This is a genomic window from Burkholderia sp. Ac-20349 (assembly GCF_017104865.1).
Classification (GTDB): Bacteria; Pseudomonadota; Gammaproteobacteria; order Burkholderiales; family Burkholderiaceae; genus Burkholderia; species Burkholderia aenigmatica.
In genome coordinates this window covers 1-11,663 of sequence record NZ_JAAGPM010000193.1, presented here as the reverse complement: position 1 = coordinate 11,663, position 11,663 = coordinate 1, and the positions used below count along the sequence as shown (strand labels likewise).

Below are 11,663 nucleotides of genomic sequence, written 5' to 3'. Positions count from 1 at the left end.
GCCGCAGCGCGACGCGCACGCCGATCCACACGAGCGCGACCAGCGCCGCGACGACCAGGAGGATCACGGCGACCCGCACGCTGATCGCCGCGGCCAGCGCGGCCGACGCCCCGAACAGGATGCCCGGCGCGACGTGCACGGGCGCCCAGATGAGCGCCGAGACGACGTTGACCGGATAGAACGACCGGCGCGGCAGCGTCGCGCAGCCGACGACGACCGGCACGACCGCGCGCACCGGCGCAAGAAAGCGCGCGAGCACGATGCTCTTCATGCCATGACGCAGCACGAACTCCTCGCCGCGCGAATAGGCGGCCGCATAGCCGAAGCGTGCCCACGCGTTGCGAATCACCCCGCGATAGTGCCGCCCGAGTTCGTAGCTGATCCCGTCGCCGACCACGGCGCCGACCGCCGCGACACCGATGGTCGTCCAGCCGTCGAGCGCGCCCGCGCCGATCAGCGCACCGGCCGCGAACATCACGGCGCCGGCCGGCACGACCGTGCCGATCAGCGCGATCGCCTCGGCGCAGGCCGTCACGAACACGATCGCGAGCACGAGCAGCGGATGCGCGCCGATCGCACCGATCCACGCGTGGATCGTGTCGCTCATCGCACGCTCCACGGCGGGGCAGCCCGGTGTGCGAACACCGGGCCGGCGATGGCAGGGGGAACGTTCATCGGGCGTTGCGCGCGGTCGCGCCGTCGTGACGGGTCAGTCGAACTCGTGCTGCCGCGCGTCCGCCTCGAGCGGCGCGTCGTGATAGCCGACCGTCGCGATCTCCTGCAGATAGCGCGCGAGAAACGCGCCGATCGATCCGGCGGCCTCGTACTGATGCACATGGCGGAATTCGTGGGTCAGCAGGCGGCGCGTGTCCTGTCCGCGCAGCACGTACACCGCATGACCAAGCGTGAGCCCGATCGTGCCCGGCGACAGCAGCCCCGTGTCGCGGGCGATCGCGGCCAGAGAAGGCATCTCGGGGAACGGCATGCGGTCGACGATCACCACGCGGATCTGCTCGGGCTGCGCGACGCCGACGGTGCGCGCGTCGTCGGCCTGCACGGGCGTCAGCGGTGCGCCCTGCGCGATCCCGCGCGCCGCCTCCGCTTCGGCCCATGCAACGGCGGCGGGCAGTGCGGACGGCAGGATATCGGCAAGATCGATCATCGGGGGGCTCCTCGGGCGGTTGTCGTGGCATCGGGCACCAGTTTAGTCCCGAATCGGGGCGGTTCGCGGGGCGGCTCGCGACACGTCGCGCCGTTCTGTCCCGGTTGCCACACTCATCAGGGAATACCCTGATCCACACCCGCTTCGCCGCGTACCTTTTCCCTGGGATTATTTCGTTTCAGTACACATTCCGCGGTCGACTATCTCGAAAATTTCCCGGATGTGTACCGTTTTCGGATTCGGCGGAATATATTGATCGGAAGAACAGCCGCGGCGACCACCGGACAACGGTGCGCGGCGTCATCCCGAAGAGGATCGCTAGATGATCAGGGTAATTCTGGCTGACGATCACGCAGTCATGCGGGACGGACTGCGTCACATCCTGGAAACGGCCGGCGGTTTCGAAATCGTCGGCGAGGCGAGCGACGGCTCGGCCACGCTTGCGCTGGTCGAGCGCGGCGCCGCCGACGTGCTGCTGCTCGACCTGTCGATGCCCGCGCCGACCGGCATCGAGCTGATCCAGCTGGTGAAGCGCCACGCGCCGTCGCTGCGCACGCTCGTGCTGACGATGCACGCGGAAGCGCAGTACGCGGCGCGCGCGTTCAAGGCCGGCGCCACCGGCTACCTGACGAAGGACAGCGCGACCGCCGAGCTCGTCGAGGCGGTCGGCAAGGTCGCGGCGGGCGGCGTCTACGTGAGCCCGTCGGCGGCCGAAAGCCTCGCGCTGACGCTGCGCGCGCCGGCCGCGGCGCTGCCGCACGAACGGCTGTCCGCGCGCGAGCTCGACGTGATGCGCCGCATCGTCGCGGGCCAGACCGTCACGCAGATCGCGACCGAACTCGCGCTGAGCGCGAAGACGGTCAGCACGTACAAGACACGGATCCTCGAGAAGATGGAGCTGCCGCACGAAGCCGCGCTGATCCGCTACGCGGTGCGCCACGACCTCGACCCCGGCGGCGACGCATGACCGCCGCCCTCCGCGTCCCGCCCCCGGACGACGACACCCCGGACGCGTCGCGCCTGTTCATGTCGTCGCTGCCGCCGGGCCGGCGCGAACGGCGGCTCGCGCTCGCGACCGTGCTCGTGTCCGCCGTGATCTTCGCCGCGCTTGCGCCGTTCGCGAGCAGACCGCTTGCACCGGGCTGGGCGTTCATCCCGGTGTACCAGTCGGCGATCGTCGTCAACGACATGGTGACGGCCGGCCTGCTGCTCGGCCAGTACGCGATCCTGCGCGAGAAACCGCTGCTCGTGCTCGCGGGCGGCTACCTGTTCACGGGCTTCATGGCCGGCACCCACATGCTGACCTTTCCCGGGCTGTTCGCGCCGACCGGCCTGCTCGGCGCCGGCGACCAGACCACCGCGTGGCTGTACCTGTTCTGGCACGGTGGCTTTCCGCTGGCGGTCGCCGCGTATGCGCTGCTGCGCGCGACATCGCGTGCGGCCGGCCCGATCCCGGCCCCGCAGCGCCGCGCGGCGATTCCCGTGGTGCTGTGCATCGCGGCCGCGATCGGCGCGACGGCCGTGCTCGCGCTGCTCGCGACGGCCGGCCACGACCTGCTGCCGCGCATCATGAACGGCAACCGGATGGCCGCGACGATGACGAACGCGATCACGATCGTCTGGGGGCTGAACCTGGTGGCGCTGATGCTGATGTGGCAGCGGCGGCGGCGCCATTCCGTGCTCGATCTGTGGGTGATGACGGTGCTGGTCGCATGGCTGTTCGACATCGCGCTGTCGTCGATGCTGAATCACGGGCGCTACGACCTCGGCTTCTACGCGGGGCGCGCGTACGGCCTCGTCGCGTCCGGCGTCGTGCTGTTCGCGATGCTGTTCGAGAACGGCCGGCTGCATGCGCAGACGGTGCGCGCGCTGGCCGGCGCGCGCTACCAGCACCTGCTCGTCGTGCAGAAGAGCGCGCAGTTGAACGACGCGAACGAACGGCTCGAACAGCGCGTCGCCGCGCGCACCGCGCAACTGAGTGCATCGAACCGCGACCTGCGGCGCGAAGTCGAGGATCGCGTGCGTGCGGAGCGCGCGCTGCAGGCGTCGCGCGAGGAGCTGCGCGAGATCGCCGCGATCAGCGCGAGCGCACGCGAAGCCGAGCAGCGCCGCATCGCACGCGAGCTGCACGACGAACTCGCGCAGACGCTCGCGACGCTGAAGAACGACCTCGAATGGCTGATCGACCGCGTGCCGCAGGACGATGCGCTGCTGGCGCGCAAGATCGCCGCGATGCACGCGCTGGCGCGCGGCGCGGTGGCCGCGACGCGCCGCATCGCGTCGGACCTGCGCCCGCTGATGCTCGACGATCTCGGCTTCGCCGCGGCCATGCAATGGCTCGTGGAAGACTTCCGGCACCGTCACGGCATCGAATGCGCGCTGCATGTCGACCCGCCCGAACTGCAGCTCGATGAGCCTTACGCGACCACGGTGTTCCGCATCGCGCAGGAAGCGCTCGCGAACGTCGCGCGACACGCGGCCGCGTCGCATGCGAGCGTCGAACTCGTGCATGCGAACGATGCGATCGCGCTGACGATTCGCGACGACGGCGCGGGGTTCGATCCCGGCGTGCCGCGCAAGTCGGGATCGTTCGGGCTGGTCGGGTTGCGCGAGCGCGCGTATCTCGTCGGCGGCACGCTGCGGATCGCAACGACGCTTGGCGAGGGGACGACGGTCGAGGTGGAGATTCCGATGTCGCATGCGCAGGTGACGGTCGCGCATGGCGGGGATGGGGCGACGCGCGGATAGGTGGGCGAAGGCAGTGGCGCAGGTGGTGCCGAACAGTGGCAATCGCTGCCAGCCCGGTAAAGTATGAGCCTGGTCAGCCGACTTAATCGACGGCCTTTGTCGCGCGTGCCGCTTCCAGCATGCGCTCGAGTTCTGCAAGGACGTGCGCGGCATCGATGTACTCACCGGTCCGCCGCGCCTCGTCACGCGATGCCAGGCCACACGCGACAAACTCGCGCTGCATGCGTCGACGTGAAATGCCATCGCACAACATATTCATGGTCGTCGTTTTCATTGCCAGCTCCATACGCCATACCTGCGACGCATCGTAACGCATCGGCAGGATGCGCAAAGTGTCAGCCTGCTGAACGCGACGCATGCACTGCATGGTTCTGCTCGGCCGCCAGCCGGCCCGTGGCAACATTGCCCGCATGACCTGCTTCGGGACAACGCTACAATTTGTCAACGTCCCGCATCCCTCTCGCGCCGACCGCTCCGACCTCGCGCCGCCATCACAATGAAAACCCTCCGCAGCTACGTACTCTCCTTCTGCGCGGTCGTGGCCGGCTGGCTGGCCGTATCGCTACTGTGCTGGCCCATCCTGCTCGCGCTGCAGGCCCTGACGACGGCCGTGTTCATCCCGCATCCGGCCGGCAGCTACATCGCGCTCGGGTTCGTGTCGACCGCACGGTTCCTCGACTTTCCGACGACCTTCATCGCCGCCTGTTCGGTGCCGTTCATGACCATGCCGCTCGGATTCATCGCGATCGCGTGGTGGTTCGCCGCGTGGCTGATCGTGCCGTCCGCCTACCGGCACTACCGCACCAAGCCGCGCGGTCGCGCATCGCGGGCCGTCGTGTGGCGCGCAGCACGCCGGGGGCTGGTCACGACCGCCGTGCTGTTCCTCGTCGCGATACCGTTCCTGCGGCGCTACGAGATCGTCACGCCGGATCACCTCTACGTCCGGCACCTGTTCGACTGGCACGAGCGCGCGTATCCGCTCGCGTCGCTGAAGGAGATCCACGTGGCCGATCCCGACACCAACCACATCATCACGTGGGACTTCATCTTCGACGGCGACAGGCGCTTCACGACGACCGCGCCGGACATCGACGCGCTCAAGTACCTGCTGTCGAACACGCACGCCTCGGCCAACTTCTCGTTCGTCGGGGACCAGTTGACGATCCGATGAGGCCGCGCGCCGTCACGCCCGTGCCGCCACCATCCCCCGCTCCGACCGCGTCCACGCGACCAGCGCGCCGATCCCGAGCAGCGCGAGACACACGATCGGCACGATCATCGGCCCGAACGCGGTGCCCGTCACCTTGCCGGCAAACGGCATCAGGTTCTGGCTGAAGAAGCCGCCGAGGTTGCCGATCGAGTTGATCGCCGCGACGCTCGCCGCCGCCCGCGCGCCGGTGAAGTAGCGCGGCGGCATCGACCAGAAGCACGGATACAGCAGCGGGATGCACGCGCCGCCGAGCACCAGCGCGATGAAGCGCAGCGGCGTCGACGGCAGCACGAGGCTCAGCAGGAAGCCGAGCGCGCCCAGCGCCGCGACGATCGCGATCGTGCGCAGGATGCTCTTCGCGCGGCGCAGTTTCGCCGGCAGCCACAGCAGCAGCAGCACCGCGAGCGCCCACGGCAGCATGCTCAGGAAACCGTTCGTGGTGCTCGACACGCCGAACGACTTCACGAGCGTCGGCAGCCAGTACGTGACGCCGTACAGCGATGTCGACATCAGCATGTAGGTCGCCGCGAACAGCATCACGCGCGGATCGAGCAGCGCCTTCCACGGCTGCCCATGCTCGGCCTGAGCGGGCTTCTCGCGTTCGAGCGCGGCCTCGACGATCTGCTTCTCGCGGTCGTCGAGGAAACGTGCATCGCGCACCGAGGCGGGCAGCACGCGGAACACGACGACCGCGACGATCACCGCCGGGATGCCCGTCGCCACGAACACCCACTGCCAGCCCGCGAGCCCCCACACGCCGTTCAGGCTCAGCAACACGCCGCCGACCAGCGAGCCGAGCATGTTCGCGAGCGCGCTGCCGAGCGTGAAGATGCCGAGCACCTTCGCGCGATAGCTTTGCGGAAACCACAGCGTCAGGTAGTAGATCACGCCCGGATAGAAACCGGCTTCGGCGATGCCGAGCACGAAGCGCAGCGTGCAGAACGCGGGCATCGACGTCGTGAAGCCCATCAGCACCGTGATGAGCCCCCACGTCAGCATGATCCGCGCGAGCCACACGCGCGCGCCGTAGCGATGCAGCGCGAGCGTGCTCGGCACCTCGAACAGCAGGTAGCCGATGAAGAACAGCGACGATGCGAGCCCGAACGCGGCTTCCGTCATGCCGAGGCTGTGCACCATCTGCAGCTTCGCGAAGCCGACGTTCTGCCGGTCGATGAACGCGATCAGGAACATCACGACGAGGATGGGCAGCAGGCGCCGCGCCATCTTCGACATGATGCGCTGTTCTTCGGCGGACGCGGGGTCCAGGGTGTCGGTGGCGTTCACTTCGGGCTCCTTGCGTGAATCGGTTGCATAGCGGTTACGTACCGGTTGGATCGGGGTTCGATCGGGGTTGAGTCGGCACCGCGCGCGACGATCGCGCGGGCGCGGGGTGTTTCGATGAAAGGGCGCGGCGATCTCAGCCCGACCGGTAGACGTCGAGCATCGGTGCGAACATCTCGTGCCACGCACGCGGCTTCGCCTTGATCGTGCCGGCCAGGTACAGGAATTCGACGTAGTCCATCAGCTGGTTCGGCAGCACCGAGAAGCGCGTGTCGGGCGCGGCGAGCATTTGCATCACGTCGTCGTGCGACACGCCGACGCCCGACGATGCCGCATAGAGCGCGGCCGCCGCGCGCGGATCCCGCGCGATCAGGTGGTTCGCTTCGTCGAGCGCGCCGAGAAACGCGACGGCGAGCGCGGGCTCCGTATCGACGAGCCGCTTCGGCGCGAATACGACATCGTGCGTCAGCGGGCCCAGCACATCGACCGAATTCACGACGCGGTGGATGCCCGGCTGCCGCAGCTCGAGCGTCGAGAACGGCGGCGACGTGAAATGCGCGGTGACGCCGTTCTCGCGGCGAATCAGCGCCTGCATCGCCTGCGGATGCGGCAGGCTCACGGTGATCGAATCGAGCTGCGCGAAATGCTTCGGGCCAAGCTGCCGGCTCGCGACCATCTGCAGCACCACCGCCGACAGCGACGTGCGGATGCCCGGCACCGCGATCCGGTCGGACGGCGTGAAGTCGCGCAGCGACACGAGGCCCGGCCGGTTCGTGTTCAGCGACAGCGACGTGGTCGACAGCCCGCTGATGCCGATCACCTCGACGTTCGGAATGCCGCGCGCCCTCGCCCACAGCTCGATGAAACCCGGTGCGCCGGCGCCCGCGAAATCGAGCGTGCCGGCCATCATCGCGTCGTTGACGGAATTGCCGCCATCGAGCAGCACCCAGTCGACCGCGACATCACGCACGCCGTGGCGCGCCGCATGCCGCTCGAACAACCGCTGCTTCTCCATCACGAGCAGCGGCAGGTACAGCACGCCATAGCCTTTGGAAATCCGTACCGTGCGCGGCTTCGCACGCACGAGCGACGGCGCGGCCAGCGCGCCGAGCCCGGCGGCGATCAATGCACGACGGCGTTGCGACGTCGTCATGCAGGCACCGCCGTGCAACGGACGGCAAAGGGCCACGCGAAGGCCGCCGTGCGGCGCCGCGCGTGCGTCGCGCCCGTGACATGCTGCATGTTGCCGTCTCCTTGAATATTTCTGGTATTAATGCCGTCCTTGCTTGCTGCATCCGGCTCGACACAGGTTATCGAGCGAGTCTGAGAAAATGCTGACATCCCGGCCCCGGGAAAACCCCTAACCCACCCACCTGCGAAACGGCACCATGCGCATTCTCGTCGTGGAGGACGACGCCGAAATCGGCGCGGCGATCCGCAACCGCCTCGCGCGGCTCGGCCATGCCGTCGATCTCGAAACCGACGGCGCGACCGCGAACGGGCTGCTGCGCGTCGAACGCTTCGACCTCGTCGTGCTCGACGCGAACCTGCCGGGCATGGACGGCTTCACGGTGCTGCGCCACCTGCGCGCGTCGGGCAGCACGACGCCCGTGCTGCTCGTCACCGCGCGCTCGGCGATCGACGACCGCGTGAGCGGCCTCGGCCTCGGCGCCGACGACTACCTGGTGAAGCCGTTCGACTACCGCGAGCTCGATGCGCGCGTGCAGGCGCTCCTGCGCCGCAACAGCGGCCATGCGAACGACGTGCTGACGCTCGGCGGCCTCGTGATCGATCGCAGCAGCCGCCTCGCGGAACTCGACGGCCAGCCGCTGTCGCTGTCGCGCCAGGAGTTCGCACTGCTCGAAATCCTCGCGAGCCGGCCGCAGCGGATCTTCTCAAAGGACGAACTGCTGAACCAGCTGTTCAGCTTCGGCAACGAGCCGACCGCGAACGCGGTCGAGCAGTACGTGACCCGCGTGCGCAAGAAGCTGCAGGGCAGCTCGGTCGAGATTCGCACCGCGCGCGGGATGGGGTATCAGATTGCGGCGCACTGACTGGTTCCCGAAGACGCTGTTCGGGCGCACGCTGCTGTTCATCGCGCTCGTCGTCGCGACCGGCGCGCTCGCGCTCGCGGCGATCGCGCGCTACTACGCGGGCGTCGCAGCCGACCGCGCGTACGACCAGTTGCTTGCGGGCGCATCGATCCAGGTCGCGGAAAACCTCTACGTTCAGGGCGGCGTGCTCGCGCTGAATCCGCCGGTGGCCGCGCTGTCGACGCTGTCGCGCTACGACCTCGTCTACTACAAGGTGGTCGATTCGCGCGGCATCGTCGTGGCCGGCTACAACGATCTCGCGAGCCCCGCGACCCTCGCCGCCGCGAAACAGGGCCCCGCGTTCGCGAACGGCATGTACCAGGGACACCGGATCCGCACCGCGACCATCGCGCGCTACATGCCCGAGGAAAGCACGCCGGGCTGGGCGCTCGTGACGGTGGCGCAAACCACCAACGCGCGCCAGCAACTCACGAACGACATGAGTTTCAAGGTGTGGACGCTGATCCTGCTGATGAGCGTGCTCGCGATCGGCGCAAGCGGCCTCGCGATCCGGCGCGGCCTGCGCCCGCTCGCGCAAATCGGCACGATCATCGCCGCGCGCGACCCGGCCGACCTGCGGCCGGTGGCCGTCGACACGCCGAGCGAGATCGACGCGATCATCGGGTCGATCAACGGGCTGATGCACCGCCTCGCGGAGCGGATCAACGCGATGCAGCGCTTCATCGCCGATGCCGCGCACCAGATGCGCACGCCGCTCGCGCGACTCGACGCGCAGATCGAGCTGCTCGACGGCGAAGCCGATCCCGCGCGTCACGCGGCGCGGCTCGACGCGCTGCGCGCGACCTGCTCGGATGTCGGGCGGCTCACCGGCCAGTTGCTCAATCACGCGATGGTGATTCATCGCACCGAAGCCGTACCGCTGCAACCCGTCGAACTCGTCGCGCTCGCGAAGGACGTGCTCGGCCGCACGATTCCGCTCGCGGGCGAGCGCGACGTCGCCGTCGCGTTCGCGAGCGACACGCCGCTCGCCTGGATCGACGGCGATGCGATCAGCCTGCAGGAAGCGCTCTCGAACGTGCTGCACAACGCGCTGCTGCATGGGCATGCGGACGACATCGTCGTCTCGGTCGCGACGCAAGGCGACACCGGCGATGCGGTGACGCTGACCGTCACCGACAACGGCCGCGGGATTCCGCGCGAACATTGGGACGCGGCGCTGCAGCCGTTCGTGCGGATCGCGCCAGACGGCAGCGAGCGGCGCACCGGGTCAGGCCTCGGGCTCGCGATCGTGCAGGAAGTGATGAAGGCGCATGGCGGGCGCATCGGGTTTGCGTTTCCCGATGCGGGCGGGTTCGCGGTGGTGCTGACGTTTCCGCGCGCGGCGGGCGGCGGCGCGGCGCAACCATGAGCCGGCGATTCCGCACCGGCTCATGTACGGCAGGCGCTCAATCGTCGCTGTCGTCGTCGACGCGGTTGCGCTCCGCATGCCGCGCGACCAGCCGGTCCAGCTCGTCGTACTGACGATCGCAGAACAGCCGGCACAACGTATCGACGTCCGCGCGCGTATCGACGTCGATCGTGTCGACATGCTGCTCCAGCTTTCCCTTGCCGATCCCGAAAAACCCCTTCTTCATCCGCATGGAGACCGCATTCAGCTGGAAGCCGTCCGCCTGCGCGTCGCTCAGCGCGGTCACCCACAATTCCCGCTGATCGTCGGCATGCTGCAGCACGAGGGCCGGCAACGGGCCTTCCTGCGTGTCGTCCCATTCGGCATGCTGCACCGCCCACGGGAACGCGTCGAACGCTTGCGTGAACGACGCGTAATCCGTCGCACCCTGCGGATCCAGCTGATCGAATGCGTAGCCGACTTTCTGAACGGAATAGGTCAACATGGCGCGGCGCTCCCGGTGGCGGTAATGGCGACTGAGCGTCAATCTACCTGACAATCCGGCGTGCATCGCAATTTTTTGCCACGCCCACCCCGCCCGCTCACGCCGCCACCGCCTCCCCGCCGAGATACGCATCGCGCACGCGCTCGTCGTCGAGCAGCGCCTTCGCGGGCCCTTCGAGCACGACGCGCCCCGTCTGCAGCACGTACCCGTAATGCGCGATCTCCAGCGCGAGGCTCGCGTTCTGCTCGACCATGAACACGGTCACGCCCTGCCGGTTGATCGCGTCGATCAGCTCCAGCACCTTGTCGACGTAGAGCGGCGACAGCCCCATCGTCGGCTCGTCCATGCAGATCAGCTTCGGCCGCGCCATCAGCGCGCGCGCCATCGCGAGCATCTGCTGCTCGCCGCCCGACAGCGTGCCCGCGCGCTGCGTCAACCGCTCGCGCACACGCGGAAACAGGTCGAGCACGCGTTCGTAGTCTTCCGCCACCGCCGTGCGGTCGCCACGCGTGTACGCGCCCATCAGCAGGTTCTCGCGCACGCTCATGTCGCCGAACAGCCGCCGCGCCTCGGGCACGGCCGCGATCCCGCGCCGCACGCGCTGCGGCGTCGCGAGCGCCGTCACGTCGTCGCCGTCGAAGCGCACGACGCCGCGACGCGGCCGCATCAGCCCGAGAATCAGCTTCATCGTCGTCGACTTGCCGCTCGCGTTGCCGCCGAGCAGGCTGACGATCTGCCCGCGCCCGACTTCGAAGTTCACGTCGAAATGCACCTGCACCGGCCCGTAGAACGTATCGAGGTGTTCGAGTTTCAGCAGCGCGTCGGTCATGGTCGTATCGGGTCCGGAAGAAAGTGCGGTCATGCGGCCGCCTGTGCCGCGCGTTCGGCCGGCGCGCCGCCCGCATGGCGGCGGCCGAGGTACGCCTCGATCACGCGCGGATCGTGCCGCACGTCACGCGGCGCGCCTTCGGCGATCTTCACGCCGTTGTCGAGCACCATCGCGCGGTCGGACACGCGCATCACGAGTTCGAGCTTGTGCTCGATCAACAGGATCGTCAGGCCGCGCGCCTTCAGCGACTGGATCAGTTGCAGCATCTCGGCCGTCTCCGTCTCGTTCATCCCGGCCGTCGGTTCGTCGAGCAACAGCAGGCGCGGATGCAGCGCGAGCGCGCGGCCGATCTCCACGCGCCGCCGGTTCGCATACGACAGGCTGTGCGCCGGATGATCGATGCGCGGCGTGAGCCGTTCGCCAAACCCGGCGACGATCGCGCGCGCCTCGTCGCGCAGCGCGGCCTCCTCGCGCCGCACCGCCGCGG

At 68.7% G+C, this 11,663-nt stretch carries 13 protein-coding genes; 5 read left to right on the top strand and 8 right to left on the bottom strand.

Annotation, left to right across the window (positions count from 1 at the left end; translation table 11 throughout):
* The coding region (locus G3N61_RS35395) for a VTT domain-containing protein (RefSeq protein ID WP_205824683.1) at positions 1-607 on the bottom strand (607 nt) is incomplete at its 3' end.
* 102 nt (positions 608-709) lie between these two features.
* The gene (locus G3N61_RS35390) at positions 710-1,162 is read right to left on the bottom strand and encodes a hypothetical protein (protein WP_043178294.1); all 453 of its coding nucleotides are present in this window, start codon (positions 1,160-1,162) and stop codon (positions 710-712) included.
* Between the two features lie 322 nt (positions 1,163-1,484).
* On the opposite strand from G3N61_RS35390, the gene G3N61_RS35385 reads away from it, so the two are divergent.
* Positions 1,485-2,129: a response regulator transcription factor gene (locus G3N61_RS35385; RefSeq protein ID WP_043178295.1), complete on the top strand. Its 645-nt coding sequence runs from the start codon at positions 1,485-1,487 to the stop codon at positions 2,127-2,129.
* A complete protein-coding gene (locus G3N61_RS35380; RefSeq protein WP_205824682.1) occupies positions 2,126-3,910 on the top strand; it encodes a sensor histidine kinase in 1,785 nt (594 codons plus the stop codon). The genes G3N61_RS35385 and G3N61_RS35380 overlap by 4 nt, the downstream gene beginning before the upstream one ends.
* A gap of 82 nt (positions 3,911-3,992) precedes the next feature.
* Here the strand turns inward: G3N61_RS35380 and G3N61_RS35375 are convergent, their stop codons facing one another.
* A complete protein-coding gene (locus tag G3N61_RS35375; protein WP_230624098.1) occupies positions 3,993-4,184 on the bottom strand; it encodes a hypothetical protein in 192 nt (63 codons plus the stop codon).
* A 222-nt stretch (positions 4,185-4,406) separates the two neighbouring features.
* Between G3N61_RS35375 and G3N61_RS35370 the strand changes: the two genes are divergently transcribed.
* Positions 4,407-5,081, top strand: a complete 675-nt coding sequence (locus tag G3N61_RS35370; RefSeq protein WP_205824681.1) for a hypothetical protein — start codon at positions 4,407-4,409, stop codon at positions 5,079-5,081.
* A 12-nt stretch (positions 5,082-5,093) separates the two neighbouring features.
* Here the strand turns inward: G3N61_RS35370 and G3N61_RS35365 are convergent, their stop codons facing one another.
* Positions 5,094-6,404: an MFS transporter gene (locus G3N61_RS35365; RefSeq protein ID WP_043178300.1), complete on the bottom strand. Its 1,311-nt coding sequence runs from the start codon at positions 6,402-6,404 to the stop codon at positions 5,094-5,096.
* Between the two features lie 133 nt (positions 6,405-6,537).
* A complete protein-coding gene (locus tag G3N61_RS35360; RefSeq protein ID WP_205824680.1) occupies positions 6,538-7,554 on the bottom strand; it encodes an ABC transporter substrate-binding protein in 1,017 nt (338 codons plus the stop codon).
* 235 nt (positions 7,555-7,789) lie between these two features.
* Here G3N61_RS35360 and G3N61_RS35355 point away from each other — a divergent pair, with 235 nt between their 5' ends.
* Both G3N61_RS35355 and G3N61_RS35350 read left to right on the top strand, forming a co-directional pair.
* On the top strand, positions 7,790-8,455 hold the full coding sequence (locus tag G3N61_RS35355) for a response regulator transcription factor (RefSeq protein ID WP_011356119.1): 666 nt from the start codon (positions 7,790-7,792) through the stop codon (positions 8,453-8,455).
* The gene (locus G3N61_RS35350; protein WP_205824679.1) at positions 8,442-9,863 is read left to right on the top strand and encodes a sensor histidine kinase; all 1,422 of its coding nucleotides are present in this window, start codon (positions 8,442-8,444) and stop codon (positions 9,861-9,863) included. Before G3N61_RS35355 ends, G3N61_RS35350 begins: the two co-directional genes overlap by 14 nt.
* A gap of 37 nt (positions 9,864-9,900) precedes the next feature.
* Here G3N61_RS35350 and G3N61_RS35345 read toward each other — a convergent pair whose 3' ends face one another.
* From G3N61_RS35345 to G3N61_RS35335, 3 genes are all read right to left on the bottom strand, one after another.
* Positions 9,901-10,347 carry a hypothetical protein gene (locus tag G3N61_RS35345; protein WP_205824678.1) on the bottom strand — a complete coding sequence of 149 codons (447 nt, stop codon included), beginning with the start codon at positions 10,345-10,347 and terminating at the stop codon, positions 9,901-9,903.
* A gap of 97 nt (positions 10,348-10,444) precedes the next feature.
* Positions 10,445-11,209, bottom strand: a complete 765-nt coding sequence (locus tag G3N61_RS35340) for an ABC transporter ATP-binding protein (protein ID WP_043178306.1) — start codon at positions 11,207-11,209, stop codon at positions 10,445-10,447.
* Positions 11,206-11,663, bottom strand: a 458-nt coding sequence (locus tag G3N61_RS35335) for an ATP-binding cassette domain-containing protein (RefSeq protein ID WP_205824677.1), incomplete at its 5' end; no start/stop codon positions are given. The genes G3N61_RS35335 and G3N61_RS35340, both read right to left, overlap by 4 nt.

Excerpts from the sequence above, each read along its gene's own strand:
- G3N61_RS35340 (WP_043178306.1), bottom strand. The coding sequence starts at position 11,209 with ATGACCGCACTTTCTTCCGGACCCGATACGACCATGACCGACGCGCTG.
- G3N61_RS35360 (WP_205824680.1), bottom strand. The coding sequence starts at position 7,554 with ATGACGACGTCGCAACGCCGTCGTGCATTGATCGCCGCCGGGCTCGGC.
- G3N61_RS35390 (WP_043178294.1), bottom strand. The coding sequence starts at position 1,162 with ATGATCGATCTTGCCGATATCCTGCCGTCCGCACTGCCCGCCGCCGTT.
- G3N61_RS35355 (WP_011356119.1), top strand. The coding sequence starts at position 7,790 with ATGCGCATTCTCGTCGTGGAGGACGACGCCGAAATCGGCGCGGCGATC.
- G3N61_RS35380 (WP_205824682.1), top strand. The coding sequence starts at position 2,126 with ATGACCGCCGCCCTCCGCGTCCCGCCCCCGGACGACGACACCCCGGAC.
- G3N61_RS35375 (WP_230624098.1), bottom strand. The coding sequence starts at position 4,184 with ATGAAAACGACGACCATGAATATGTTGTGCGATGGCATTTCACGTCGA.
- G3N61_RS35345 (WP_205824678.1), bottom strand. The coding sequence starts at position 10,347 with ATGTTGACCTATTCCGTTCAGAAAGTCGGCTACGCATTCGATCAGCTG.
- G3N61_RS35370 (WP_205824681.1), top strand. The coding sequence starts at position 4,407 with ATGAAAACCCTCCGCAGCTACGTACTCTCCTTCTGCGCGGTCGTGGCC.
- G3N61_RS35385 (WP_043178295.1), top strand. The coding sequence starts at position 1,485 with ATGATCAGGGTAATTCTGGCTGACGATCACGCAGTCATGCGGGACGGA.